19 protein-coding genes are annotated in these 26,150 nt (G+C 65.5%); 14 read left to right on the top strand and 5 right to left on the bottom strand.

What is annotated here, in order from left to right:
• Window positions 1-6: 6 nt before the first annotated feature.
• On the bottom strand, window positions 7-1,140 hold the full coding sequence (locus H0S73_RS05525) for an efflux RND transporter periplasmic adaptor subunit (protein ID WP_181051226.1): 1,134 nt from the start codon (window positions 1,138-1,140) through the stop codon (window positions 7-9).
• Between the two features lie 164 nt (window positions 1,141-1,304).
• On the opposite strand from H0S73_RS05525, the gene H0S73_RS05520 reads away from it, so the two are divergent.
• Window positions 1,305-1,877, top strand: coding sequence for a TetR/AcrR family transcriptional regulator (locus H0S73_RS05520; RefSeq protein ID WP_181051225.1), 573 nt, complete (start codon window positions 1,305-1,307; stop codon window positions 1,875-1,877).
• Window positions 1,878-1,889: 12 nt separating this feature from the next.
• Here H0S73_RS05520 and H0S73_RS05515 read toward each other — a convergent pair whose 3' ends face one another.
• The 3 genes from H0S73_RS05515 to H0S73_RS05505 are packed head-to-tail and all read right to left on the bottom strand — an operon-like array spanning window position 1,890 to window position 5,088.
• Window positions 1,890-3,062: a CaiB/BaiF CoA transferase family protein gene (locus tag H0S73_RS05515; protein ID WP_246388738.1), complete on the bottom strand. Its 1,173-nt coding sequence runs from the start codon at window positions 3,060-3,062 to the stop codon at window positions 1,890-1,892.
• 5 nt (window positions 3,063-3,067) lie between these two features.
• Window positions 3,068-3,874, bottom strand: coding sequence for a 4-hydroxy-tetrahydrodipicolinate reductase (dapB, locus tag H0S73_RS05510; RefSeq protein ID WP_181051223.1), 807 nt, complete (start codon window positions 3,872-3,874; stop codon window positions 3,068-3,070).
• Between the two features lie 17 nt (window positions 3,875-3,891).
• Window positions 3,892-5,088, bottom strand: coding sequence for an acyl-CoA dehydrogenase (locus H0S73_RS05505; RefSeq protein ID WP_181051222.1), 1,197 nt, complete (start codon window positions 5,086-5,088; stop codon window positions 3,892-3,894).
• Between the two features lie 134 nt (window positions 5,089-5,222).
• On the opposite strand from H0S73_RS05505, the gene H0S73_RS05500 reads away from it, so the two are divergent.
• Window positions 5,223-6,125: a LysR family transcriptional regulator gene (locus tag H0S73_RS05500; RefSeq protein ID WP_181051221.1), complete on the top strand. Its 903-nt coding sequence runs from the start codon at window positions 5,223-5,225 to the stop codon at window positions 6,123-6,125.
• Here H0S73_RS05500 and H0S73_RS05495 read toward each other — a convergent pair.
• Window positions 6,116-7,303 (bottom strand): multidrug effflux MFS transporter, encoded by a 1,188-nt coding sequence (locus H0S73_RS05495; RefSeq protein WP_181051220.1) that lies wholly within the window; start codon window positions 7,301-7,303, stop codon window positions 6,116-6,118. The genes H0S73_RS05500 and H0S73_RS05495 overlap by 10 nt on opposite strands.
• A gap of 521 nt (window positions 7,304-7,824) precedes the next feature.
• On the opposite strand from H0S73_RS05495, the gene bcsN reads away from it, so the two are divergent.
• The 12 genes from bcsN to H0S73_RS05435 all read left to right on the top strand — a co-directional run bounded on the left by bcsN (window position 7,825) and on the right by H0S73_RS05435 (window position 26,147).
• On the top strand, window positions 7,825-8,616 hold the full coding sequence (bcsN, locus tag H0S73_RS05490; protein WP_181051219.1) for a cellulose biosynthesis protein BcsN: 792 nt from the start codon (window positions 7,825-7,827) through the stop codon (window positions 8,614-8,616).
• 158 nt (window positions 8,617-8,774) lie between these two features.
• Window positions 8,775-10,970, top strand: a complete 2,196-nt coding sequence (gene bcsA / locus H0S73_RS05485) for a UDP-forming cellulose synthase catalytic subunit (RefSeq protein ID WP_181051218.1) — start codon at window positions 8,775-8,777, stop codon at window positions 10,968-10,970.
• 9 nt (window positions 10,971-10,979) lie between these two features.
• Entirely contained in the window at window positions 10,980-13,556 is a 2,577-nt protein-coding gene (locus H0S73_RS05480; protein ID WP_181051217.1) for a cellulose biosynthesis cyclic di-GMP-binding regulatory protein BcsB, read from the top strand.
• Window positions 13,557-13,564: 8 nt separating this feature from the next.
• Window positions 13,565-14,665, top strand: a complete 1,101-nt coding sequence (locus H0S73_RS05475; protein WP_181051216.1) for a family 8 glycosyl hydrolase — start codon at window positions 13,565-13,567, stop codon at window positions 14,663-14,665.
• The gene (locus H0S73_RS05470; protein ID WP_181051215.1) at window positions 14,641-16,773 is read left to right on the top strand and encodes a tetratricopeptide repeat protein; all 2,133 of its coding nucleotides are present in this window, start codon (window positions 14,641-14,643) and stop codon (window positions 16,771-16,773) included. The genes H0S73_RS05475 and H0S73_RS05470 overlap by 25 nt, the downstream gene beginning before the upstream one ends.
• Window positions 16,774-16,872: 99 nt before the next feature.
• The gene (locus tag H0S73_RS05465; RefSeq protein ID WP_181051214.1) at window positions 16,873-17,379 is read left to right on the top strand and encodes a chemotaxis protein CheW; all 507 of its coding nucleotides are present in this window, start codon (window positions 16,873-16,875) and stop codon (window positions 17,377-17,379) included.
• Window positions 17,379-18,818 (top strand): CheR family methyltransferase, encoded by a 1,440-nt coding sequence (locus H0S73_RS05460; protein ID WP_181051213.1) that lies wholly within the window; start codon window positions 17,379-17,381, stop codon window positions 18,816-18,818. Before H0S73_RS05465 ends, H0S73_RS05460 begins: the two co-directional genes overlap by 1 nt.
• Before the next feature lie 71 nt (window positions 18,819-18,889).
• Entirely contained in the window at window positions 18,890-19,420 is a 531-nt protein-coding gene (locus H0S73_RS05455) for a chemotaxis protein CheW (RefSeq protein ID WP_181051212.1), read from the top strand.
• A gap of 1 nt (window position 19,421) precedes the next feature.
• Window positions 19,422-21,098, top strand: coding sequence for a methyl-accepting chemotaxis protein (locus H0S73_RS05450; RefSeq protein ID WP_181051211.1), 1,677 nt, complete (start codon window positions 19,422-19,424; stop codon window positions 21,096-21,098).
• Window positions 21,099-21,125: 27 nt separating this feature from the next.
• Window positions 21,126-23,339 carry a response regulator gene (locus H0S73_RS05445; protein WP_181051210.1) on the top strand — a complete coding sequence of 738 codons (2,214 nt, stop codon included), beginning with the start codon at window positions 21,126-21,128 and terminating at the stop codon, window positions 23,337-23,339.
• A gap of 10 nt (window positions 23,340-23,349) precedes the next feature.
• A complete protein-coding gene (gene cheB, locus H0S73_RS05440; RefSeq protein WP_181051209.1) occupies window positions 23,350-24,426 on the top strand; it encodes a chemotaxis-specific protein-glutamate methyltransferase CheB in 1,077 nt (358 codons plus the stop codon).
• A complete protein-coding gene (locus tag H0S73_RS05435) occupies window positions 24,423-26,147 on the top strand; it encodes a response regulator (RefSeq protein ID WP_181051208.1) in 1,725 nt (574 codons plus the stop codon). Before cheB ends, H0S73_RS05435 begins: the two co-directional genes overlap by 4 nt.
• Window positions 26,148-26,150 lie beyond the last annotated feature (3 nt).

Below are 26,150 nucleotides of genomic sequence, written 5' to 3'. Positions count from 1 at the left end.
TTATGCCTATTGCCCGCTCGCCAGCTTGGACGCGTCGAGCTTCGTCACATCAATGGTATTGTCGATCTTGACCGTCGCGCCGGACTGCAGCTTGTTCTGCCCGGAGGCGACCACCTGCTGACCCGCATTGACTCCCGAGACGATCTCGAGAGCGCCGCCGCGGCGCCGGCCGGTCTTCACGAAGACCTGCTTGGCGACCAGAACCGCCTTGCCGTCCTTCTGCTCCTCGTCGATCGTGTAGACGTAATCGCCGTAGAGGCTGGCGATAACGGCCGTCTGCGGCACGGTCATGACGTTGGGCTGCTCCGGCAGGATCACCTCCACATGGAGGAACTGGCCGGGAAGGATGGCTCCGTCCTTGTTGTCCTCGACGAGGGCCTGGACCGCGACGAGCCGGGTCTTGGGATCGACGCGCGGATCCTTGCCGGTGACGCGCCCCTTGAAGGGCAGGTTGCCCTCGGTGGTGCCGAGGTGGATCTCCTGGCCGAGCTTGACCTCGCCGGCGCGCTGCTCCGGCACGGTGAAATCGACCTTCATCGACGACAGGTCCTGGAAGCTCGCGATGACCGTTCCCGGCTGCAGGTACTGGCCGACATCGACGCGCGGAATGCCGATCACGCCCGAGAAGGGCGCCTTCAGGGCCTTCTGCTCGATGGTCGCCTGCAGGCGCGCGAGGCGGGAGCGCGCCGCCGCGAGCAGGGCGCTGGCCTGATCGAGGTTGGCTTCCGTACCGTAGCCGCGGGACGAGAGCGTCTTGGCGCGCTCGAAGCTGCTCTCGGCGGTCTTGACGTTCGCCTGGACGTCCTGGATGTCCGCGCGCTCGACCGAATCGTCGAGTTGGACGAGGACCTCGCCCTGGCGAACGTTCTGGTTCGCCTTGAACTTGATCTCGCTGACGATGCCCGCCGTCTCGAAGGCCAGCTCGACGCCGTTGGCGGCCTTGGCCGTGCCGATGGCGCTGATGCTCGGCGTCCAGGTCTTGGCCTCGACCTTGGCGGCCGAGATCACCTGCGGCGGCTGCTGCATGGTGGCGAAGAACTGGGTGATCATCTTGTCGCGGAAAAAGTTGAACCAGATCAGTCCGGCGCAAAGTCCGATTGCAAGAATAAAGACGAGAGCAACTACAATGCGCCGTTTCATAGGCTTTTTCCGAGAGTTAGGGCCCATTCCTGAGAGCCCTGTACGACTATGGTGGGTGCGGCAACAGCGTACTTTACCTTGACGCCCATGCCGTGAGAGGGAATTTATATACCGGCTGGACGGTTTAGTTGCAAGTGCGTCCGCGCACAAGACAAGAGATGTAGATGCTGTTTCCCTGTACCAGAGGCCGCAAGAGTTCCCGCGAGAAAATCCTCGACGCGGCGGCTGAACTCGTCGCCGAAATCGGCGCCGGCCGGCTCACCCTGGATGCCGTTGCCGAGAAGGCCGGTCTCAGCAAGGGTGGGCTTCTGTATAATTTCCCCACGAAGGAAGCGCTGCTGCAGGGCATGATCCAGCGCATGATCGACCAGGTCACCTCCGAGAAGGACGCCTTGAGGGAGACGGTCGAGCCCGGGCCCAACCTGGAAGCGCGCGTGGTCACCAAGACTCTGCTCAACATCTGCTGCGGCGGCAAGATGCAGGAATTCGCCACCGGCATGATGGCCGCCACAGCCGAGAACCCCGGCCTCCTCGACCCGGTCCGTCAGGTGATTGGCAACACTTTGAAGCAGCTGAAGGCCAGCTCGGACGATCTCGACGCCGCCCTGGTGGGCTGGCTTGCGACCGAGGGCCTCAGCAATCTCGAGATGCACAATCTCAGCCCGTTCACGGACGAGGACCGCGACCGGATCGTCAAGGCTATCGACCGGGTCGTGGTCAAGGGCATCGCCGAGTAGAGTTTCCCCCTCTCAAGCCATCCAGGACGGATCGCTCAGAACCTCGTCCGTATGCTCGCCGAGGCGCGGCGAAGGCCGGCTGGCCGCCATCGCCTGTCCGTCCATGACGATGGGCGAGCGGACGGACGGGATGGACCCGCCCCTGGCGGCCTGCGAGGGCAGGTCGATCCTCATGCCCCGGGCGATCACCTGCGGGTCGTCGAAGACGTCCGCCACCGTGTTGATGGGCCCGGCCGGAACCCCCTGCTTTTCCAGGGCGGCCAGGAGATCCTCGCGGGTGAATTTGAGGGTTAGCTCCGTCAGCACGGGCACGAGTTCGGCGCGATGGCCGACGCGGCCCGCGTTGGTCCTGAAACGCTCGTCCTGCGCCAGCTCGGGCCTGCCCAGGACCGACACGAAGCGGCCGAACTGGCCGTCATTGCCGACCGCCACGATCACATGACCGTCGGCCACCGGAAACACCTGATAGGGCACGATGTTGGGATGGGCGTTGCCCATGCGCCGGGGCGCCTTGCCGGAGGCCAGGTAGTTCATGGCCTGATTGGCCAGCACGCTCGTCTGCACGTCGAGGAGCGCCATGTCGAGATGCGCCCCCTCCCCTGTGGCGTCGCGCTTGCGCAGGGCAGCGAGGATGCCGACGACGGAATAGACCCCGGTGAAGATGTCCACATAGGCCACGCCGATCTTCTGCGGCTCGCCTTCCGGGTCTCCCGTCAGGTCCATGATGCCGCCGAGGCCCTGGATCATGAAGTCGTAGCCGGCCCGGGAGGCGTAGGGGCCGTTCTGGCCGAAGCCGGTGATCGAGCAATAGACGAGGCGCGGATTGACGGCTTTGAGGCTCTCGTAATCGAGCCCGTATTTCTTCAGGCCACCGACCTTGAAGTTCTCGATCACCACATCCGCATGAGAAGCGAGCTTGCGCACGAGCTCCTGCCCGTCGGGCGATTCGAAATCGACCGCGATGGAGCGCTTGCCGCGATTGCAGGAATGGAAATAGGCGGCCGAGAGATGGTCGCCCTCTGCGCCTTCCACGAAGGGCGGGCCCCAGCCGCGGGTGTCATCCCCGGCGCCGGGCCGTTCCACCTTCACCACGTCGGCACCGAGATCGGCGAGAAGCTGACCGACCCAGGGGCCTGCCAGAATGCGCGCGAGTTCCAGGACCTTGAGGCCTTCAAGCGGCTTCATGAGCATCAATCCATCACGGCATCGAGGCCGCGCTTCAATCCGATGAAGGACGAAACGCGACGGGCGGCGAGAAGCGTGCCCGCCACATAGGGGGCTGCCGACGAACCCGCATCGTGGCGGATCACCAGCCGCTCGTTGTCCGCGCCGAACACCGCCTCGCAGGACAGGACGAAGGACGGCATGCGCAGGGAATGGACCTGCACCGGCTCCCTAGCCCCCAGAGCGCCGCCGCGGGTCTCCTGCACGCCGGCCAGTTCCTCAACCGCCTTCGACGTCGCGGGCTGGCGCACCTCGCTGAGAAGCTCCGCCAGTTCCCGGGCCGTGCCGGAGGGGGTGTCAGGCTTCTTGGCGGACGCGTAGTCGATGACCTCCACGTCCGGCACGTAGCGGGCCGCCTCCAAGGCGAAGCGGCGCAGAAGCGTCGCCGTGATCGAGAAATTGCCGGCCGCCAGCACCCCGCGCTCCGCCGCCAGGGCATAGCGGTCGAGTTCCGCATAGTCCTCGGCCGAGAGGCCGGACGTGCCGATGACCACATGCCGCCCCTGCGTCAGTGCCGTAAGGGCATGCGCCTTCACGGCTCCGGGCTTGGTGTAGTCGATCACCACGTCGGACGGTACGGCAAGCGCCTCTTCGAGGGTCGCGCTGACCGGAACACCCAGGCGGGACAGCCCCGCGGCTTCGCCCGCATCCTGGCCGGCGGCGCTGCGGCCGACCGCCCCCACCAGGGTGAGATCGTCGGCGGCGGCGATCGCCGCCACGAGGGCCCGGCCTACCCAGCCGGTCGATCCTGCCAGGGTGATCCGAAGTGGCATGAGCTACCAGTCCTCTCTCAGAAGAACGCCTGCAGGCCCGTCTGCGCCCGGCCCAGAATAAGGGCGTGCACGTCGTGCGTGCCTTCATAGGTGTTCACGGTTTCCAGGTTCTGCGCATGGCGCATGACATGATATTCCTCTTGGATACCATTTCCGCCATGCATGTCGCGGGCCTGGCGGGCGATATCGAGGGCCTTGCCGCAATTGTTGCGCTTGACCAGCGAGATCATCTCCGGCGCCACCCGGCCCTCGTCGAAGAGGCGGCCGACCCGCAGCGAAGCGTGAAGGCCGAGGGTGATCTCAGTCATCATGTCGGCGAGCTTCTTCTGCACGAGCTGGGTCGCGGCGAGCGGCCGGTCGAACTGCTTGCGGTCGAGCGTGTACTGGCGCGCCCGGTGCCAGCAATCCTCGGCAGCCCCCAGGGAACCCCAGGAAATGCCGTAGCGCGCCCGGTTGAGGCAGCCGAACGGACCCTTCAGGCCCGACACGTTCGGGAGCAGCGCATCCTCGCCCACCTCGACGTTGTCCATGACGATCTCGCCGGTGATCGAGGCGCGGAGCGAGAGCTTGCCGCCGATCTTCGGAGCCGAGAGGCCCTTCATGCCCTTCTCCAGCACGAAGCCCCGGATCTGGTTGTCGTGCGCCTCAGACTTGGCCCAGACCACAAACACATCCGCGATGGGGGAATTGGAGATCCACATCTTGGAGCCGATGAGGCGGTAGCCGCCATCGGTCTTCACCGCGCGGGTCTTCATGCCGGCCGGGTCGGAGCCCGCATCCGGCTCCGTCAGGCCGAAGCACCCGACGAACTCGCCCGAGGCGAGCTTGGGCAGGTATTTCCGCCGCTGCTCCTCGGAGCCGTAGGCGTAGATCGGATACATGACCAGGGAGGATTGCACGCTCATCATGGAGCGGTAGCCGGAATCGACCCGCTCCACCTCGCGGGCCACGAGACCGTAGGCCACATAGGAGGCGCCGGCGCAGCCGTAATCCTCCGGCAGGGTCACGCCGAGGAGGCCCAGCTCGCCCATCTCGTTGAAGATCCCGCGGTCGGTCTTCTCCTCGCGATAGGCTTCGATCACGCGCGGCATGAGCTTGTCCTGGGCATAGGCGCGGGCCGTATCGCGGATCATGCGCTCGTCGTCGGTGAGCAGCTCGTCGAGGAGGAACGGGTCATCCCATTTGAACTTCGCATATTCCTGAGCACCGGCCATGACGGTCATCCTTCCCGAAAGTTTGCGCGGCCAGCCTCCCAGGCCGACCAAAGCCATTGAATTTGAGCGGCAAAATCGCGCTGGACAGGGAAAATGTAAATCGACATCTTCGCAGCAGGTTATTCTCAAATGGAATGAACGTGTTTCGTCGCGGCTTTCTGCCCAATGTGGGCAATCTCCTGGCCTTCGAGGCCACAGCCCGCCATGGCAGCGTGTCGAGAGCCGCCGAGGAGCTGAACCTGACGCAGAGCGCCGTCTCGCGCCAGATCCAGCAGCTCGAGGAATCCCTCGGCGTCTCCCTGTTCAGTCGCTCCCGGCAACGGGTCGTGCTCACCGATGTGGGGCGCAGGTATGCCTCCCAGGTCCGCAGCACCCTGTCCGAGCTGTCCGACGCGACCCATCAGGCCATCGCGCTGTCGGGCACGAGCGGCGTCCTGAATCTCGCCACCCTGCCGACCTTCGGCACCCGCTGGCTCATCCCGCGCATCCCAGGCTTCTTCGCCCTGCACCCGGGCGCGACGGTGAATTTCGGCGTGCGCCTCGTCCCTTTCGATTTCGACACGGATCCCTTCGACGCGGCCATCCATTTCGGCGAGCCGCACTGGCCGGGCGCGGTCTGTGAATTGCTGCGGAACGAGGAGGTCGTGCCCGTCTGCAGCCCGGCCTATCGGGAGCGGGAGAACCTGCGCACGCCGCAGGATCTCACCCGCGCCACCCTGCTCCAGCAGAGCACCCGCCCGACGGCCTGGGCGGAGTGGTTCGCCAGCATCGACGTGACGATCGGCAATCCGCTGCGCGGTCCGCGCTTCGAGCAATTCGCCATGGTGGCCCAGGCGGCCGCGGCAGGGCTCGGCGCCGCGCTCATCCCGCACTTCCTCATCGCCGACGAACTGGCGTCCGGCCGCCTCGAGATCCTGTTTCCCCAGAGCCTCGTCAGCAGTGGCGCCTATTACCTCGTCTATCCGGAGCACAAGGCGGAGACGCCGCTCCTGCGCTCGTTCCGCGACTGGATCCTGAGCGAGATCCGTCAGGGATAGACGCGATTCGGCTTCATGATGCGCAAGCTCAGGGTGAGTGCGACGATCCCACAGACAACGATGGCGCTGACCATCGAGAGCGGGGTGCCGTTGTAGAAGGCGCTGACGAGCACGATGATCACCGCGCCGGTGCTGAGCTGGAGCGTTCCCATGAGTGCCGATGCGGTTCCGGCCACCGGGCCGTGCTCCTCGAGCGCCAGCACGGCCGTCGAGGGAATCACATAGCCGAGGCAGCCGAAGGAGACGAAGAGCAGGCCCCAGAGAACATAGACGTTGTCGACGCCCAGAATGGTCAGGGCGAACAGCAGGATCACCAGGGCGGCAAAGCACGAGATGGCGGTTCTCACCACCCGCTCGGCGCCGAAGCGGCGCATGAAGACGCTGTTGAACTGCGCGCTGCCGATGAACGCGATGGCGTTCGACGCGAAGACCATGCTGTAGGCGGACGGCGTGAGGCCGTAATGCTCGATGAAGATGACCGACGAGCCGGCAAGATAGGCAAAGAAGCTGGCCTGGCTGAAGCCGCCGATGAAGGCGAGGCCCAGGAAGCGACGATCCTTCATAAGGCTTCGGTAGGTGGAAAAGGCATGTCCGATGCCTTTGCGCTCCGTGTTCGGCTTGTGGGTTTCCGGCAGCAGGAAGAGAACGACGGCGAGGCCGGCAAGGCCGATCACGGCAATGGCCCAGAAGATCGCGCGCCAGCTGAAGAAAGCCGTCAGGGTGCTGCCGGCGAGCGGCGCCAGGATGGGAGAGACGCTGAAGACGAGCATCGTCGTCGCCATCAGCCGGGCCGCCTCGTGGCCCGTATGGAGGTCCCGGATGATGGCCCGGGGGATGACCATGGCCGCACAGGACCCGACACCCTGCAGGAACCGGAACGCGATGAGGGTTTCGACATTCGGCGCGAAGCTGCAGCCGATGCCCGCCAGGACGAAAAGGCCCAGGCCGAAATAGAGCGGCGGCTTGCGACCGAACCGGTCCGAGAGCGGCCCGTAGACGATCTGGCAGACCGCCACCGCCAGGAAGAAGCTCATCAGGCTCATCTGCACGGCGCTGACATCCACCTGGAACTCGCGGGCAATGGCCGGGAAGGACGGCAGGTACATGTCGATGGCGAAAGGCCCGACAGCCGAGAGCATGCCGAGGACGAGCGCGTTGCGCAAAAAGGCGGACTTCATGGGGAACGGCTTTCGTAGCCCCGACCGACGAGCCGGGATTGAGAAAACGGCCTGTCCATGGGAGGAACAGGTCAATCAATTTGAACGGAAATGACCCCGGCTCACCTAAGGTCAGGAGCACCGCAGGATAGGCGCTCCTTTTAGGCCCTCCTGCGCCACGGTTCAAGACGGACGTTATCCGACATTGGATTATAGTCCGCCCTGGCTATAACACTTACGTTTCGTTAACCATGAATGGTCATAGCTGATTAACCATCCAGCCGGATGGGCCGATCCGCGAAGTCCCGTCCTCCTTCACGGCAGCCAGCCCGGCCGCCTGGTCAATCCTAGAGATATCGAAGTTCTTCATGACCGCCTCGATGCCCCCGAATCAGACGCGTCTCGCTCTTCCGCATTCCGCGCCACACACCGGTTCGATTTGGGTGCGCGGACGCAAAGTGCTGAGCTGCCTTTCTGCCGGAGCCATCCTGATGGCCGTGTCCGCCTGTGCTGGCCGGTCCGATCTGGGGTATGCGAGCCTCATGTCCGAAGTTCCGGCGACGCGGGCGATCGTCGTTCCTCCACCCGGCGGCCCCTCCGTGGTCGCTGTGCTGCAACAGCAATACCAGGACGGCCTTTCACAGGAGATCGCCCTCTCGACAGCCTCCCTGACCACGGGTCAGAACGCGTTTTACGTAAGCCTGCTCAACAACACCGCGGGCAACATGGAAGTCCCGAACTCCCTGTCCCTTCCCTCCATGACCCCGGACCGCCTCCAGCGCGAGATGGAGGAGCGGATGCCGGGCGTCGAGATGGAAACCTCGCTCGTCTACGTGCAGAACCGGTTCGGCCCCTTCGGCTTTGCCACCGGGCGTTCCTCCACGGGCGACCTGTGCCTGTACGCCTGGCAGAAGATCGAGCCAGGCGAGCCCGCCATCTTCGTGCCGGGCGGGGCGGTCTCCGTGCGCCTGCGCCTCTGCGATGCGGACGCCAATGTGGATCAGCTGCTACGCGTCTTTTACGGTTATACGATTGCCGCCTATTACCGTCAGGAATCCTGGAACCCTTACGGGAATCCGCCCTCGCCGCCTCAGCACCTCGGAGAGAAGGACGCCCCGATGTATCCGTTGGGCCTCGGTGACAGCGAAGGAAGGGCCTCGGTTGTCCGGCGGCGGACCATCACTGAGAGGACGCGGCAGATCACGCCTTCCGCGCAGGCTCCCCGGCGCACCATCGACAAGGACACGATAGTCCCCGCCGTGCCGCCCCCTGCCGCAACGGAACCAGCAGCGTCGAGCGGCTATCCCATCGTACCGCCGCCCCCAGCTCAGTAGCGCCATATTTTATTGAAATAACATTACTTAAAGTAATGTTCCGTTTACTGCTGTGACATTAGGCCTAAACGTCACTATAGATATATTAATAGACCCGACTTTAGTCTTGAACTAAGCGTGCGATCTCCCACGCAAACCTTGAGCCGAGAATCCAGACGATGCGAGCAGGTCTTATCGTGGCCTTTTGGGCTGTGGCGGCGGTATTGATCATCTCGATCGTTGCTCTTCCGATCAGCATCCAGGCACATCTCGTTGCGGGCCTCACGGTCGTGGCCTGCATGATCATCCTGAAATTCTTCCGGGCCCAGGGCATCTGGCGGCTGATCGCGCTGGCTCTCGGCACCGCCATCGTCCTGCGCTACGTCTTCTGGCGCACCACCAGCACGATCCCGCCGATCACCGAGATCACGAGCTTCATCCCGGGCTTCCTGCTCTATCTGGCCGAGATGTACAGCGTGATGATGCTGTTCCTGAGCCTCTTCGTGGTGTCGAGCCCCCTGAAATCCCGCACGGCTCCGCAGATCGACCCTGAGAACCTGCCGACCGTCGACGTTTTCGTGCCGAGCTACAACGAGGGCGCCGACCTCCTGGCGACGACCCTGGCCGCCGCCAAGGCCATGACCTATCCTGAGGACAAGGTGACGGTCTGGCTTCTGGACGACGGCGGCACGGACGAGAAGTGCAATTCGAGCAACGCCAAGACCGCCCAGGAGGCCCGGGAGCGCCGCGCGGAACTGCAGGCGCTCTGCGAGGTCATGGACGTGAAGTACCTGACCCGGGCGCGCAACCTGCACGCGAAGGCCGGCAATCTCAACAACGGCCTCGACAACTCGACCGGTGACCTGGTGGCCGTGTTCGATGCGGACCACGCTCCCGCGCGCAGCTTCCTCATGGAGACGGTCGGCTATTTCACCAAGGACAAGAACCTGTTTCTGGTTCAGACTCCGCACTTCTTCATCAATCCCGATCCGCTGGAGCGCAATCTCGGCACGTTCCAGACCATGCCGTCGGAGAACGAGATGTTCTACGGCGTCATCCAGCGCGGTCTCGACAAGTGGGATGCGGCGTTCTTCTGCGGCTCGGCCGCCGTGCTTCGGCGCGAAGCCCTTCAGGAAACCAACGGCTTCAGCGGTGTCAGCATCACCGAGGATTGCGAGACCGCCCTCGAGCTCCACTCCCGCGGCTGGACGAGCGTCTACGTGGACAAGCCGCTGATCGCGGGCCTTCAGCCGGACAGCTTCGCCAGCTTCATCGGTCAGCGCTCGCGCTGGGCGCAGGGCATGATGCAGATCCTGCGCTACAAGTTTCCGCCCCTCAAGCGCGGACTGAAGATCTCGCAGCGACTTTGCTACATGTCGAGCAGCATGTTCTGGCTGTTCCCGTTCTCGCGGTTCTGCTTTCTCGTTTCGCCGCTCTGCTATCTCTTCTTCTCGCTCGAGATCTTCACCGCATCGGGCGGCGAGTTCCTCGCCTACACGTTCACCTACATGATGGTGAACTTCATGATGCAGAACTACCTCTACGGCCGCTACCGCTGGCCGTGGATTTCCGATCTCTACGAGTACATCCAGACCATCTACCTCCTGCCGGCCGTGCTGTCGGTGATCGCCAATCCCAGCAAGCCCACCTTCAAGGTCACGGCGAAGAACGAGTCCATGGCGGAGAGCCGCGTCTCGGAGCTGGGAACGCCGTATTTCATCATTTTCGGCATCCTGATCCTCGGCGTCATCGCGACCGGGGTCCGCGTCTGGGCGGAGCCTTACAAGGCGGATCTCACCCTTGTGACGGGCGCCTGGAACGTCCTCAACCTCATCATTGCGGGCTGCGCCCTGGGCGTGGTGTCCGAGCGGGCCACGAGGCGCCACAGCCATCGTGTCCGGGTCGAGCGTCCGTGCCGCTTCATCATGGGCGACGAGGCCATCGACGCGGTCGTGAGGGACGTCTCGGTGGGAGGCGCAAGAGTTCATGTTCCGCCCTCGGCCGAGCCGAAGCTGAAGAAGGGAACCTCCGGCACCCTCGAGTTCCAACCGTTCTCCAGCTTGCCCGTCCAGCATCTGCCCATGGAGATCCGCAAGGTCGGCATGGACGACAAGGGGCTGCTGCTCGGCTGCCGCTTCCTGATCGAGAAGCCGGAGCATCGGCGGATGATCGCCGATCTGGTCTTTGCGAATGCCGACCAGTGGAGTCAGTTCCAGAAGAACCGGCACCACGATATCGGGGTCCTCCGGGGAACGCTCTGGTTCTTCATGGTCGCGTTCTACCAGACGGGACGGGGTCTCTCCTATTTCTTCGGCCTGCAGAAGATCGGCGCCTCGAAGCCTCAGGTGCCGGCCGTCCCTTCGGCTGCCAAATAGAGGTCTATCGTGCGTCGGGTCCTGATCTCCTCTCTGCTGGCCATCCAGGCGCTGGGCGCGCAGGGCGCCGTCGCGCAGACGCCCTTCAGCATGTCGCCCGCTGCACCGAGCACGCCGCCGGCAGCCCAGCCAGCTCCGCAGCAGCAACCGGCGCAGCAGGCTCCGGTGCAGCAGGCTCCGGCTGCGGCTCCCTTCGAGATGCGCCAGCAAGGCGCGGCGCCGTCCAGCCCATCCACGGCACCGCCGGCCGCTCCCCCGTCCGGCGGGACGACGCCTTTCAACGCCACGCCCCAGCGCCCGGCTCCTCCGGCTCAGGCCGGCGCTCCGGCCCCCGCCAGATCGGCCGCCCCTGCCGCGGGAGCCCCTGCGGCCCGCCGCACGGCGCGGATCGAACGCCCCATCCTTCCTTTCGAGACGCTCCGCCTCGAAGGCGAAACCGATGCCCGGTCCTGGACCGTCCACCTCACACAGGACGAGGCATCGAGCGGCGCCAGCATCGCGCTCGGCTACAAGAATGCGGTCGTGGTGATGCCCGAAGGCTCGCGACTGCGGATCGCGATCAACGGTGAATCCGTCGTCGATACGCCGATCTCTTCGTCCACGGACATCAAGCGCCTGACGGCCTCGATCCGTCCCGGCCTCCTGCGGGCGGGGCAGAACATCGTCCGCATGGAAGCCTTCCAGCGCCACCGGACGGACTGCACGGTCGACGCCACATACGAGCTTTGGACCGATGTGGACTCGGCCTCCACAAAGCTCGTTTTCGCCGAAGGCGCCACCAAGACGCTGCGCGGTCTGGACGATCTGCCCGCCGTCGGCGTCGACAATGAAGGCGTGACGACGATCCGCGTGGTCGCCCCCAAGATCTACCGCCCCGAAATCCGCGACCGCCTGCTGCGTCTCGTGCAGCTCGTCGCCCTGCGCGGACGCTATGCCCATCCGGTGATCCAGGTGGTGGAGTCCGATCCGGGTCCCTCCCCGGTCGGCACGATCAAGGTGGCCATGGGCCTGGCCAGCGAATTGCGCGGCCTGATCACGGGTGTGCCGGACGCCGCCTCGATCCAGCCGCTGACCATGATGATGCAGGAACCGGGCTCCCTGGGCTCCACCCTGGTGGTTTCCGGGCCGTCCTGGCAGGACCTCGATACCGCCATCGGCATCGTCGGAACCCGCAGCCTGGGCGCCTCCCAGGCCGAGCGCGGCATGATCGACACCGCCTCATGGCAGTGGCCGGAAGTCCCGACGGCCTTCGGCGCCCAGAGCTTCCGCTTTGCCGATCTCGGCGTCCCGACGCAGGAATTCTCCGGGCGGCGGCTGAAGGTGGGCTTTTCCATCAACCTGCCGCCGGATTTCTACGCCACCGAATACGGCGAGACCATCCTGCATCTCGATGCGGCGTACACGTCGGCTGTGCGGCCGGGCAGCCATGTGAACGTGTTCGTCAACGGCATGATCAGCACGCAGATGACGATCACGTCCCAGGGAGACATCGTCAAGCGCTACAATGTCCGCGTACCGCTCAAGAATTTCAGATCCGGGCTCAACCACATCACCATCGAGGCCGCGCTGCTGACGGATGCCGATGAGCGCTGCACCCCGGGCGAGACCCTGTCCGAGACGAACCGCTTCGTCCTGTTCGACACCACCACGATCGAATTTCCCACCTATGGGCGCATCGGGCGCCTGCCGGATCTCGCGGTCCTGAGTTCGGGGCGCTTCCCCGACGAGGATCTTCCGACGACCGTGGTTCTGGCCCGGCCCGATTCCTTGAACTATTCCGCAGCCGGAACCCTGCTCGCACGCATGGCGCGCAGCGCCGGCGCGCCGGTGCGCGCGCAATTTGCCAACGCGGCCTCGGCGGACGACGAATCGGTGCTCTTCATCGGCGCCGTCGATCAGATTCCCGCCGGCCTCCTCAACCGGGTGAAGGTGTCGGAGCATCTGCGCATGATCTGGCCGTCGACGCCGACCGCGGGCGACCGGGCCGGGCCGCAGACGGCCAACACGGATTTCAGCCTCCCTGCTCCCCAGGGCTCACCGGACCGCATGGCGGCCGCCTCGACGGACGAGGTCCGCAAGCGCTGGTCGGAGACGTTCCAGCGTCGCGGCGTTCTTCAGCAGACGATCGGCACCGTGCAGGACTGGATGGAGAAGACGTTCAGCCTCTCCCTCAAATCCCTGTCTCTGAACGAGCGCGCCGATGCGCCCTATGAGCCGCCGCAGCGGGCATCCCTGCTCGTGGCGCAGAGCCGCACCGAATCGTCCGGCGTCTGGACTCTCGTGACGGCCCGTACGGACAAGGCCCTTGCCGCCGAGACAGCCCGGTTGGCGAACCCGATGATCTGGTCCCAGATTGCCGGCCGCGCCGTCGCGCTCGACCCCAGCGAGATGAAGCTGCAGGTCGAGCCCATCAAGGAATACCGCTTCGTGCAGACGCAGCCCCCGTCGCTGACGAACCTGCGCCTGGTCGCGGCGAACTGGATGTCCGCCAACATTCTTCCCTACGCGCTTCTCATGTTGGCATGCTGTACCTTCCTGGGCATCGCGACCTCGCTGCTCCTGAACCGCCTGGGACGCCGCTCATGAGAGTGAGAATGCGCCGGCCCAACCCGCTTCTGCCCAGGCTCTGTGCCGCCTTGTTCCTTCTCATGGCGCCGATGGCATCCTCCCAGACCTTGTCCGTTCAGCCCTTGAATGTGGTGGGAACCGTCTCCCCGGCCGATTGGGAGGCCTATCGCTCGCGCTTCGTGGAGGACAATGGGCGCGTGGTCGATACGGCCAACGGCAATATCAGCCACAGCGAGGGTCAGGGATACGGGCTGCTGCTTGCCCTGGCGGCCGCCGACAGGAGCTCGTTCGAGCAGATCTGGAACTTCACCTTTACCGAGCTTCTCATCCGGGACGATGGTCTGGCTGCCTGGAAATGGGATCCGGCCGCGAAGCCGCGGGTGACGGATCGCAACAACGCCACCGACGGCGACCTGCTCATCGCCTACGCCCTGGCCAAGGCCGGCGCGGCTTGGCAGGAGCCCCGCTACACGACGGCCGCGCAGAAACTCGCGAGGGCCATCGGCAAGACCACGTTCGCCCGCAACGGGCAATCCTTGACCCTCCTGCCCGGCGCTCACGGCTTCGGCGCGTCCGACCGCCCCGACGGTCCCGTCGTCAACCTTTCCTACTGGGTCTTCGAAGCCTTTCCGGTGATGGCCGCCCTGGCGCCCGAATATGAATGGAACCGGGTCTGGCGGGACGGCGTGATGCTGCTGCAGCAGACGATCTCAGGCCGCGTCAGGCTCCCGGCCGATTGGATCTCGCTGCACAACGGGCTCCAGCCGCAACCGGCGGATGGCTTTCCTCCCGAGTTTGGTTACAACTCGTTAAGGATACCGCTTTACCTGTTGAGAGCAGGAATGACTGATATGGAGTGGCTGAGGGCTCTCAGGCAGCGCTGGTCTGCGGATAACGAGGGAGTTGCCGTGGTCAATGTGGTGACCGGACAGATCCGGGAGCGACTGACCGACCAGGGCTACGCCATCCTGCCCGCGGCCTTGGCCTGCGCTCTCGACGGAACGCCTGTTCCCGAGGCTTTGAAAACCTTCGAGCCGACCCTCTATTATCCGTCGACCCTGTATCTTTTGGCGAAATCCCTGCTTGGTGAAAAATATCCGCAATGCGTCTCGTCGGCAGTGCCATAACGATTGCGGTCGCAATCCTGGGCTTCGCAGCCATCGCGCAGCAAACAGGCACCGGCAATAATCAGCCGCCCGCCGGATCGCCGCCGGCCCCGACGCCACCTGCGAACGGATCCCAGCCTCAGGTCGACGAATCCGCTCTGCGCTATTTCGCGTCCCAAGGCGATACTCGCCGCGTGAATGCGGAAATCGCGCGATTGCGCGCGCTTTATCCCAACTGGACGCCGCCGAGCGACCTCTCGCAGCTCTCCGGCGCCGCCGGAGCCGCAATGCCCGACCCGCTCATCGAGCGCCTGTGGAACCTCTATCGCGAAGACCGGATCGCCGAGGTCCGCGCCGCCATCACCGAGCGCCAGACCTCCGACCCGAACTGGAAACCGCCGGAGGAGCTCGTCACGGCCCTCGACATGGTCGAGGCGCGCCGCCGCCTGACCAATGCGTCCGATACGGGCCAATGGCGGACAGTCTTGCAGGTGGCGACGGAAACGCCGGGCCTCCTGACCTGCACGAACGTGGACGTGATGTGGCGGGTAGCGGAAGCTTTCGCCCGGACGGACCAGCCGAACCGGACGCGGGACGTTTACACCTATCTCCTGCAGAATTGCGCCAACCCGGGCGAACGTCTGGCGACTCTTCAAAAGGCTCTGACCCTGCTGCCCGAGCCGCAGGTGACCGCCCTGCTCCAATTCGAGCGCAAGACCGGCGAGAGCCCGGACGATTTCACGTCCATCCGGGACGAACTGGCCCGTCGCCGTGTCGAGCGCGCCTCCCTCGACAGCAAGCTCACGGCCTCGGCCGAGGATCTCGCCGTGGTCGAGCGGATGATCCAGAACACGAACGAAGCCGGCCCCGTGCTGATCCTCGGATGGTACAACTATCACCACGGAAACCCGGCGCGAGCGCTCGAATTGTTCAAGACCGCCCTGGACCGCGACGGCGGGCCGAAGGCGGCGGAAGGCTATGCCATGGCGCTGCGCGCCCTCGAGCGCCTCACGGACGCCGAAGCTTTTGCCTATGAATGGCGTGAGCGCGCACCCGAGAACATGAAGATCTATCTCGACGTGACGACCGCGCTCCTCAGCCAGGATCCGCCGCCGCGCCTCGAACCGCAGGTACTTGCCCGGATCGTCCCGGTCGTCACCGCGCAGCGCTTCTCGGACGCGGCCCAGGCGCTCGGCTGGTATTCCTACAACACAGAGCAGATCCGCACGGCGCGCGACTGGTTCCGCACGGCCCTCACCTGGAAGGCCGACGACGAGGCCTCCGCCTATGGGTTGGCCCTGACGACCCAGCGCCTGAACGACCGGGCAGGCTTCAACGCCGTGGTCGCGCAGTGGCGCGGCCGCTCGCAACGCATCGCCGAACTGGCGGATGGCACGAACCCGGCCGCTAGGCGGCAGCCTGCCGCTACGCCGGCCATTGTCGCACAGATCCCCATGGCTCAGCCCGTCGAGAGCGCTCCCCCGCCGGTGCAGCCTCGCCCGGTTGCCCCTCGGGTCACGGTAGAGCGGGTCGAGACCGAGCAGACGTTCACCCGGACGGAAGCCAATGTGCGGCGCAGACAGAATCAGGCCCGGTCCACCCTGGGGCGCAGCTGCGCCATGACGCGCAATCCGGCCGGTCTGGCCGGCGACAGCGCCCTCACCCGGGGCTGGTGTCTCATGGAGATCAACCGCCCCATGGAAGCCGTGGCGGCTTTCGATCAGGCCATCGCCTCCGGCAGCAGCCGTACCCGCGAGGAAGCGGCTTACGGCAAGTCTCTCGCCTATCTGCGCAAGAACCTGACCTCCGAGGCGGCCATCGCGGCCGCCGAGGCGCCGCAGACCCGAGAGCGCCGGGTGGAGCTCGGCGCCTCGATCCTGACGCAGCGGGCGCTGGCGGCCTATCGGGACGGGCGCTACGTGGAAACCCTTCTCGCCCTGACCGAGCGGGCCCGTATCGTCCCGGAGCAGAACGACCTTCTGCTCATTCGCGGCTGGTCCTATCTCAAGCTCGGCCGCTACGACGATGCCGCGAAGGTTTTCCGTGCCGTGCAGCAGACGGGATATTCGGACGAAGCCGCCGCCGGGTTGAACGCCATCGCGGAAGTCACCGGCCAGATGCGGTATTAGCGAGCGGTACTCAGGCCTGTTGCCAGAGCCTGTCCCGCCCCTATCTAATGGCCGAATGGGCTTATGCCCAAACCCGGTTTTCTCCCTCGATCCGAATCCATGGCCAGCTTGCAGATCATAGTGTTCGACGTGTGCGGCACCGCCTGTGCCCTGCATAGAAGCGCCGTGCGCGAATTTCTGCCCCTGCCCCACCTGTGGCGTCCCCCGGCCCTGCCTCGTCCGGTGGCGGGTTTCTTCAACTTGGGTGGCCAGGCGGTTCCGGTGCTTCGGCTCGACGTGCTGTTCGGCCTTCAGAAGATGGGCGACGGCGCCGAGGCGAACCTCTATCGGCATCTGATCCTCGTCGACCGGTTCACCGGGCCTGGAACGACGGCGCTTCTCGTCGATAGGGTTCTCGATGTCGCAAGTATCGCGCCGTCGCAGCTGTCGCCCGTCAGCCAGGAGGGCACCCTCAACGGCTGTGTCGAGGCGGAGGTCACGTGGGACGAGCGGCTCGTCCACCTGCTTTCCGTCGAACGCATTCTCCTCGCAGAAGAGCAGCAGGCCCTGGCGGAGCTCGGTCGCCAGGCGCAGAACCGGCTCAGCGAATGGGCGGTCGAGGCCTGATGGCCACACGGGCCATCGCTGTCCCGCTGATCGATCCCGGCTTTCCAAACCTGAAAAGCCGCATAATCGAGCACACCGGACATTTCTACTACCAGGACAAGGACGACCTCCTCTGGGAGCGGGTGCGCAAGCGCCTGCGCGCCACGGGCCTCGCCGATTCGACGCAATATCTGAATCTCCTGGACGATGCGATCTCGGGCCCGGCCGAATGGGGCAAGCTGGAAGCCGAGATCACCATCGGCGAGACCTTCTTCTTCCGTTACGCGGAGCAGTTCGCGGCCCTGCGGGAGACGATCCTGCCCGAGATCATCGACAGGAAGGGCGACACCCGGCGGCTGCGCATCTGGAGCGCCGGATGCTCGACCGGAGCGGAGCCCTATTCCCTCGCCATCCTCGTCAAGGAGATCCTCAGCGAGCGCCTCGGCACATGGCGCGTCGGCATCGTCGGCACGGACATCAACGACAGCTTCCTCAACCTCGCCAGGCAGGCGCGGTTCGGGAAATGGGCCCTCCGCTCCATGCCGGCCGCGGAACGGGAGCGCTATTTCCTGGATGCCGGGAAGGGCCAGTGGCAGGTCAGGCCGGAATTCCGTTCCCTGGTCCGTTTCGAGAAGCACAATCTCCTGAGTCTCCTCGACGGCACATCCCCCCTCGAGCTCACCGATTTCGATCTGATTCTCTGCCGCAACGTCCTGATCTATTTTCATCCGGACAAAGTGGTCCGGATCGTCGAGGCCCTGCGCGACCGTCTCACGGAGAGCGGCTGGATGCTGCTGGGCCATGCGGAGCCCAACCCTGCCTTTTCGGCCATGATGCAGACCCTGAACCTGCCGGGGACCGTGGCCTACCGGCCGGGCGCGGGGACGGCGCCTGAGGCTTACCCTGTCGAACGAGCCAGCCCTGTCCCGGGGCATTGGGTGCCGCTGCTTCCCCCACCCAAGCACGTCGAGCCGGTCGAGCGCCCGCGTCCCGCTCCGCCCACGGCTTTGCGGCCTCAGGCGCAGGTCACCCAGCCTCCTCCGGCATCTGGCTCCCTGCTGGACGAGGTCAGGGCGAGCGCCAATACGGGCGATTTCACCGCGGCCGACGCTCTGTGCCGAAAGGCCCTGGTCATGGAGCCCCTGAGCGCCGCCCTTCATTTTTACCATGGCCTCATCCTGCACGGGCTCCGACGGCCGGACGATGCCGAGAAAAGCTTCCTTAAGAGCATCTATCTCGATAAAAGCTTTGCCATGGCCCATTACCATCTTGGATTGCTGCTGCTTGCGGAAGGGCGTTCGACCCCCGGCCGGCGTGCCCTGACCAATGCGGCCCGCATCGCCGCCGCGATGCCCGAAGACGCTCCGCTCAACGAGGCCGACGGGCTGACCGCCGGGGATCTGCGCAACCTGGTCCGGATCCACCTCGAAGCGGCGACTCCGCCCAGGCACAGGAGCTGATCGTGGCGAGATCCGCGCGCCGGAAGCTGAAACTGATGGAACGTGTCCGTGTCCGCTCCGCCGAGGAGCGCATGCAACATATTCTTGACGAGCGCACGGAACGCCTCGCGGCACGAAAAGACGGCGCAGGGGCTCCGGCGGAAATCCTTCTCCGCGCCCTGGTTTGCGGTACGGGCCGAGAGCGCTTCGGCCTTTCGGTCGATGCCGTGGCCGAGGTCATGCCGCCCCAGAAATGCATGCCCGTTCCCGATGGTCCGCCGGCCCTCATCGGCCTGTTCGGCCGGGGCGGTCGATTGGTGAGCGTGATCGATCTCGCTCTCGCCCTTGGCCTCGAGCCGTCCGCCACGGAGAACGAGAACCAGCACTTCGTCCTGCTCCGGCACGAGCAGCCGCAGGTGGCGCTGAGGGTCGAGCGTGCCTATGCCGTCGAGGATATCCTCCCCCTGGCGGGCGACGATGCGACCGGTTTCCGCAATGATGCGGTCACCGGGTACGGTAAATTTCAATCCGGCCCGGACGGGCAGGACGAAACGCTCTCTCTTCTCGATACCGAGCGCCTTCTGCGCCCCTTCCTGCCCACACCTCTTGTTCCTGGAGTCTGACGTGACGATCTCGATCGCCAACCGCATTCTTCTCGGCTTCGCCTTCATCGTCGCGCTGATGGTCGGGCTCTGCGTCTATGCCATCAACCAGCTGGACGATGTCCGCCAGTCCACGGAGACGATCGTGACCCGCGATCTGGCGCTGATGCGTCAGATCGAGGAGCTCGGCGATCTGCAGAACAACATGCGGGGCCTGCGCGAGGAAATTCTCTCCCGCTTCTACCTGCGTTCCCTGGGCCAGCAGCAATCGTCGGGCGAGGACCTGACCCGCGCGTGGGAGCAGCAGGCCGTTGGGACGGAAGCCGCGATGGCGCAGGCCATCGCGACGGTGAACGACTTCGTCACCCGATCTGTCACCACGCAGAGAGCCGACGCCTGGCGGCGCATCGCCGAGATTTTCAGCCGCGCCAGCGGGGACCTGCGCCAGATCCGCATCTTGACGGAGAGACAGTTCGCCGCCGAGCAGAGCAACGACCTCGCCGCCGTCGCCGCGACCCAGAACGGCCTCAACGCCAGCCGTGAATCCTGGAACAGGAATCTCGTTCAAGCCCGCAGCGTCCTCGGCGAAGCCATCACGATCGGGCAGAGACGGATCGGCGAAGTTTATGAGCAGAGCCGGATGTCGATCATTCTGGCCGTAGCGATCGCGGCGCTCTTGAGCGTCCTGATCACCTATGCGCTGCGCTCCTCCATTACCGGCCCTCTCGGCAACTTCATGAGCTTCGTCGAGCGGGTCGGGCGCGGGGAACTCGGCGGCCAGAAGGCCATGGCCGGCAAGGACGAGATCGGGCATCTCGGCGCCACGCTCAACACCATGGTCGACGGCCTGCGCCAACTCGCGCAACAGAGCCGAGAGGCGACGGAGAACCTGAACGCCGCCGCGGCGGAAATTCGTGCCTCGACCCAGGAGCAGGCGGCCTCCGTCGAGGAGCAGCTGGCAGCCGTCCAGGAAACCGCCGCAACGGTCGACGAGATCACCCATTCGGGAACCCAGATCGGCAAGCGCGCGCAGGAGGTCATCGCATCGGCCCAGGCCGCGGCGCAGACCAGCGTTTCGGGATTGCAGGCGGTCGAGGAAACGGCCCGCGCCATGGATGCCATCCGCGAGCAGGCGGAAGCGGTGGCGGAGAACATCGTCGCCCTGAGCGAGAAGACGCAGGCCGTCGGCGAGATCATCACGTCCGTCAACGACATCTCCGAGCGCACGCATCTTCTCGCCCTCAACGCCGCCATCGAGGCGGCTGCGGCCGGCGAGAACGGACGCAGCTTCGCGGTGGTGGCCTCCGAGATGAAGACGCTCGCCGACCAGGCGAAGGACGCGACCCTGCAGGTCCGCTCGATCCTCGGCGACATCCAGCGCGGCATCAATTCGTCCGTGATGCTCACGGAAGAGGCCGTGAAGCGCGTGGCCGCCGGCAAGGAGCGTACGGACACCACGCAGCAGACCATCACCGGCATCTCCGGACAGATCCAGGAGAGCGTCCAGACCTTCCAGCAGATCATCGCGTCGACCAACCAGCAGCAGCTCGGCATCGAGCAGGTGATGGGAGCCCTCCAGAACATCCGCCAGGCCAGCCAGCAGACGGCCGCGGGCACCCGCCAGCTCGATACGGCCGCCGCCAACCTGTCGTCCCTCGCACAGCAGCTTCTCGGCCTTGCCGAGCGCTACCGCCTGTAACCGGCAGAGGGTGGGGACGCGCGTGTCGTGACGGATATTCGCAAGCAGCTTTTGGCAGCCTTCGAGGCCGAGCACCGGGAGCATCTTCAGGCGATCCGGGCCGCGCTCGACCACGCGGGCGGGGGCGAGATTGACCTGACCGACGTCTTTCGCCGGGCGCATAGCCTCAAGGGCGCGGCCCGCGCCGTCGACCTGCCGGCCGTGGAGGAAGTGGCCCATCAGCTCGAAGCGCTCTTCTCCCAGGTGCTCGACGGCCAGCTATCCCTGGATGAGCCCGCCATCGCAACGGTGAGGCAGAACCTCGACCTCATCGAGGATCTCGTCGCGGATGTCCTGAAGCCGCCGGAACAGGAGACGGCGCCGGCCCCGGTTTCGAAGCCAGCGCCGATCGAGCCGGAACCAACGGTCCCGAAGGCTGATGCACATGCTGATGCCGGCGCGGGAGCCTATCTCCGTGTCGCCACCGGACAGATGGAGGAACTGTCCGATTCCATGCATCAGCTTCTGGCCGAGTTGCAGGCCAATGAGGGAATCGACGACACGTTGCGGCAGATCGAACTCGAGGTCCGGGGCCTCAGGCGAAGCTGGGATCAGCTTCACGGGCAGGTCAACACGCTGAGTTCGACCGCACAGCGCGGTCCCGACGGCGCCGGCTCCCGCAGCATCCCGTCCTTCGCCCCGCGCCTGCGCGATTTCGACCAGGGGCTGAAAGCGCTGTTCCGCAGGCTGTCCGCCCTATCCCGGGACAGACGGCAGTCGAGCTGGTCCATCGAACAGGCGGCACGTCAGGTTCGCGACAACATCGATCGCGTCTCCCTCGTCTCGGCGGAGACGGTTTTCGGCGGCTTCGGCCATATGGTCAGGGAGATCGCGCGCAAGGCGGGACGCGACGTGAACGTCCGCAGCATCGGCCTCGACATCCAGGCGGACAGGCAGGTGCTTCAGGCTCTCAAGGATCCCGTGATGCACCTCCTGCGCAATGCGGTGAGCCACGGAATCGAGCCGCCGGAGGAACGCTTTGCAAAAGGCAAGGCGGAGCGGGCCGAGGTCACCCTGGAATTGGCCTCCCGCGGCGGGCGTCTGGTCATCGCCGTCCGCGACGACGGACGGGGACCGAACCTGGCGCGGATCGAGGAGGTCGCCGTCGAACGCGGGCTGCTGCAGCCACGGGCCGCAGGCCATCCGCCGCCGATGATGGACCAGCTTTTGTCCCTCGTCTTCGCCCCCGGTTTCTCGACGGCCGGCGAGGTCGACCGGCTGTCGGGCCGGGGCATGGGCCTGTCCGTGGTCGCCGAGGCCGCCCGCAAATTGCAGGGCTCCGTTCTGATGCGGCCGCGCTATCCCCATGGGACGGAGATCCTGCTGAACGTGCCCTTCACGGCGGCGCGCCAGCCGCTGCTGCTCCTGGAAGCGGAGGAGCGGATGTTCGGCCTGCCCTCCCACGCGGTGGTGCGCCTCCTGCGGCTGCCCGCCGACACGCTGGAAAGTGTGGAAGGCCGTCCTACGGCACGGATCGAGATCGGGGGACAGGACGTTATCGTTCCAGTCGTCGCCCTCGCAGCCCTGACAGGATCCCCGAATGCCCCCCTCCCCACCGAGGCTGGACACGTGAAGGCCGTGCTCGTCCGCCACGGCGCGCGCACCTGCGCGCTCGCCGTCAATACTTTCCACGATGTCCGGACGATGCTGGTCAGCGACATCCAGGCGGTCGGGATGAACGAGCTGGTCTCGGGCACCGTTCTTCTGGAAAGCGAGATGCCGGCCCTCGTGCTGAGCCCCGACAAGCTGGTCGAGCATTGGGTGAAGAACGAAGGCAGCCTCGCGGCCGGAGGCCTCGGGCTTGCCCGGTGGGCTCCCGAGGAAGAACGGCGGGCGCGGACGATTCTCGTGGTCGACGATTCCATCACCACCCGCACTCTCGAGAAGAGCATTCTGGAGGCGCAGGGCTATGAAGTCCTCCTCAGCGTCGACGGCATCGATGCCCTACACGTCCTGCGGTCGGGCGAGGCCATGGTCGATCTCGTCATCGCCGACGTGGAAATGCCGCGCATGGACGGATTCGGGCTGCTGCAGGCGATCAAGAACGATCCGCGGCTGTCCACCCTGCCGGTCATTCTCATGACGTCGCGGGCCGATCCGGAGGACGTGCGCAAGGGTCTGGATCTGGGCGCGAGCGCCTATATTACCAAGCAGAAGTTCGATCAGCGCGAGCTCCTGGCGACGATCGGGCAGGTGTTGTGAGTTTGCGGCGATGAGCATGGCGTCTCAGCCAAGGGTGCGGGTGATGGTCGTCGAGGATTCCCTCGTCGTCCGTCAGCTGCTCGTCCATATCATCGCCAGCGATCCCCGCCTCGTGGTGGCCGCCGCCGTCAGCTCGGCCGAGGAGGCCCTCCAGGAAATCGGCCGCGTGGAGCCGGATGTGGTGTCCATGGATATCCGGCTTCCCGGGATGGACGGGCTCGAGGCCACGCGCCGAATCATGTCGGAACATCCGACGCCCATCGTAGTCATCGCCGACAGCATCGAGGATTCCTCGCTCAAGATCTCCATGAACGCGCTGCGGGCCGGCGCGCTCACGGTGGTGGAAAAGCCCGTGGGTCTTTCCAGCGCCAATTATGCGGGGATCGCCAGCACCATCTGCACCCAGCTCTACATCATGAGCCAGGTGCCTGTGGTCCGGCAGCGTTCCTTCGCGCCATGGCGCGAGAAGACGGCCGTCGCGCCGGTCAGACGCGACCCGGAATGGCGCGCGGCGCGCCCGAGCATCATGGGGATTGCCGCTTCCACGGGCGGACCGCCGGCTCTCGCGAAGGTCCTCGGGGCTCTCCCGGCGGATTTCTCCCTGCCGGTCCTCCTCGTCCAGCATATGGGCGCGCCGTTCATGGAGGGCTTCGCCTCCTGGCTGAACGGGCTGCTGCCCTTGAAGGTCCGCTTGGCGCAGGATCAGGAAATCCCGGTTGCAGGCCATGTCTATGTGGCGCCCGGCGACCGGCACTTGCTGCTTTCCCCTGCGGGCACCCTGAAGGTGAGCGCCGAGCCTCCTTTGGGCAACCAGCGGCCCTCCGCCACCATGCTGTTTCAATCGATGGCCCGATCCGTCGGCCGGAGGGGCCTGGGCGTCATCCTCACCGGCATGGGCGAAGATGGCGCGCAGGGCCTCGTCGAGCTGCGCCAGGCTGGAGGCTATGGACTGGCCGAGGACGAAAGCACCGCCGTGGTCTACGGTATGCCCGCCGCTGCGGCCCGCCTGGGCGGCGCCAATGTCAGCCTGCCCCTGGACCTGATTGCCCCCCGGATCCTGAGGCTGGCGCGGGGAGAGGGCGAATGAGTGCCGGTTCCGTCGCACAGGCGGCCGAGATTCTCCTGGTCGAGGATTCGGAAACCCAGGCCCTTCAGCTGCGCCACATGCTCGAGACGAACGGGTTCAACGTCTCCTGGCGATCCACGGCGGAAGCGGCCCTCGACAGCCTGAACGAGAAGCTGCCCGATCTCGTCATCGCCGACTACCATCTTCCCGGCATGAACGGAGACGAGCTGACCCGTCAGATGCGCCTCAACGTCCGGACACGGGCAATCCCGGTCATCATGCTGACCGAAGCCAGGGAACGGACCGTCGAGCGGCAGGGACTGGAGAGCGGCGCGGACGCCTACATCTCCAAATCCGCCGAGCAGGAACTCATCGTTCTGCGGATCAAGGCGCTGCTGCGTCGGCGCTCGTCTCCCATCGGGAACTCCCAGGAAGAGCGGCAATCCCCGAGTTTCGGCACCTTCCGCCGCGCCTGCGTCCTGATCGTGGACGACAGCACGACGCACCGCACCTACCTCCAGAACCTGCTGGCCCATGAAGGCTACGCGGTGACGCCGGCCTCGGAGCCGACCGAGGCTCTCCGGCTCGTCCGCGGAGTGGATGCCACCTGGGATTGCGTTCTGGTCAACCTGCTCAGTCCGGGTTTCGATGGGATCGAGCTATGCCGTCAGCTGAACCTCTATCGCGGCCTTGCGCCCCTGCCCGGAGCGGATGCCCCTAGCTTTGCCATCGTGGGACTCGGCCACGAAGATGGCGGCGACCTGCTCGCCCGTGCCTTTGCCGCAGGTGTCGACGATATCGTTCCCTCAACGGTCGAGGCCGACGTGATGCGCGTGCGCATCCGCGCGCTCGTCCGGCGCAAGCTCATGCAGGATGAGAACTGGCGCATCGAGGCTGAACTGCGCGAGCGAGAGCTCGCCCTTGCGAAGGCCCGGGCGGAGGCAGCCTCCGCCGAGGCGCTCGCCAATGCCAATCGCGAGCTGGCGGAGGCTAACGATCTCCTCAAAGGCACGCAGGCGCAGCTCGTCCAAGCCGCCAAGATGGCGTCCCTCGGCGAATTGGTGGCGGGCATCGCCCACGAGATCAACAATCCCCTCGCGTTCATCCAGGCGCACCAGGGAACCGTGGAGAACCTGCTGACGGAGATCGCCGCAAAGCCCCCGCCGGAAGCCGGTCTGGAACGGCAAGTGCAGAAATCCCGCGACCGGGTCGGCGCCATGAAGCTGGGCCTTGCCCGGATTCAGGAGCTCGTCCTCAACCTGAGACGCTTCTCCCGCCTGGACGAAGGTGATTTCCAGACGGTCAACGTGCCGGAATCGATCGAAACCGTCCTGGCTCTTCTGGGCCACAGGCTCGGCACCCGGATCGATGTGCGCCGCCATTACAACGCGGTTCCCGATCTTTACTGCTCGCCCGCCCTTCTGAACCAGGTGGTCATGAACATCGTCGGCAATGCCGCCGATGCGATCAAGGGAACCGGCGGCATAGACATTGAAACTGAGAGCGACGAGACAACCTATAGCATCAAGATCAGCGATACTGGGCCGGGAATTCCGGGAGAATTGCGGGAGCGCATCTTCGAACCGTTCTTCACCACCAAGCCCGTAGGGTCTGGAACTGGACTTGGCCTTGCCATCGCTTATAGCGTCGTCCAGGCCCACAAAGGATCGATTGCGGTGGATGCAGGCCCCCAGGGGGGCGCGCGTTTCACTATCACGATCCCGAGGCGTATTGTTTCATGACCC

Origin of the sequence: Microvirga mediterraneensis, from assembly GCF_013520865.1 — a bacterium.
GTDB classification, from domain to species: Bacteria; Pseudomonadota; Alphaproteobacteria; order Rhizobiales; family Beijerinckiaceae; genus Microvirga; species Microvirga mediterraneensis.
Note: the sequence above shows the minus strand (reverse complement) of the source record. Positions and strands in the feature narration are given on the sequence as shown.

Coding starts and splice junctions, on each gene's coding strand:
- H0S73_RS05525 (WP_181051226.1), bottom strand. CDS start 1,140: ATGAAACGGCGCATTGTAGTTGCTCTCGTCTTTATTCTTGCAATCGGA.
- H0S73_RS05520 (WP_181051225.1), top strand. CDS start 1,305: ATGCTGTTTCCCTGTACCAGAGGCCGCAAGAGTTCCCGCGAGAAAATC.
- H0S73_RS05515 (WP_246388738.1), bottom strand. CDS start 3,062: ATGAAGCCGCTTGAAGGCCTCAAGGTCCTGGAACTCGCGCGCATTCTG.
- dapB (WP_181051223.1), bottom strand. CDS start 3,874: ATGCCACTTCGGATCACCCTGGCAGGATCGACCGGCTGGGTAGGCCGG.
- H0S73_RS05505 (WP_181051222.1), bottom strand. CDS start 5,088: ATGGCCGGTGCTCAGGAATATGCGAAGTTCAAATGGGATGACCCGTTC.
- H0S73_RS05500 (WP_181051221.1), top strand. CDS start 5,223: ATGAACGTGTTTCGTCGCGGCTTTCTGCCCAATGTGGGCAATCTCCTG.
- H0S73_RS05495 (WP_181051220.1), bottom strand. CDS start 7,303: ATGAAGTCCGCCTTTTTGCGCAACGCGCTCGTCCTCGGCATGCTCTCG.
- bcsN (WP_181051219.1), top strand. CDS start 7,825: ATGTCCGAAGTTCCGGCGACGCGGGCGATCGTCGTTCCTCCACCCGGC.
- bcsA (WP_181051218.1), top strand. CDS start 8,775: ATGCGAGCAGGTCTTATCGTGGCCTTTTGGGCTGTGGCGGCGGTATTG.
- H0S73_RS05475 (WP_181051216.1), top strand. CDS start 13,565: ATGCGCCGGCCCAACCCGCTTCTGCCCAGGCTCTGTGCCGCCTTGTTC.
- H0S73_RS05470 (WP_181051215.1), top strand. CDS start 14,641: ATGCGTCTCGTCGGCAGTGCCATAACGATTGCGGTCGCAATCCTGGGC.
- H0S73_RS05465 (WP_181051214.1), top strand. CDS start 16,873: ATGGCCAGCTTGCAGATCATAGTGTTCGACGTGTGCGGCACCGCCTGT.
- H0S73_RS05460 (WP_181051213.1), top strand. CDS start 17,379: ATGGCCACACGGGCCATCGCTGTCCCGCTGATCGATCCCGGCTTTCCA.
- H0S73_RS05455 (WP_181051212.1), top strand. CDS start 18,890: ATGCAACATATTCTTGACGAGCGCACGGAACGCCTCGCGGCACGAAAA.
- cheB (WP_181051209.1), top strand. CDS start 23,350: ATGAGCATGGCGTCTCAGCCAAGGGTGCGGGTGATGGTCGTCGAGGAT.
- H0S73_RS05435 (WP_181051208.1), top strand. CDS start 24,423: ATGAGTGCCGGTTCCGTCGCACAGGCGGCCGAGATTCTCCTGGTCGAG.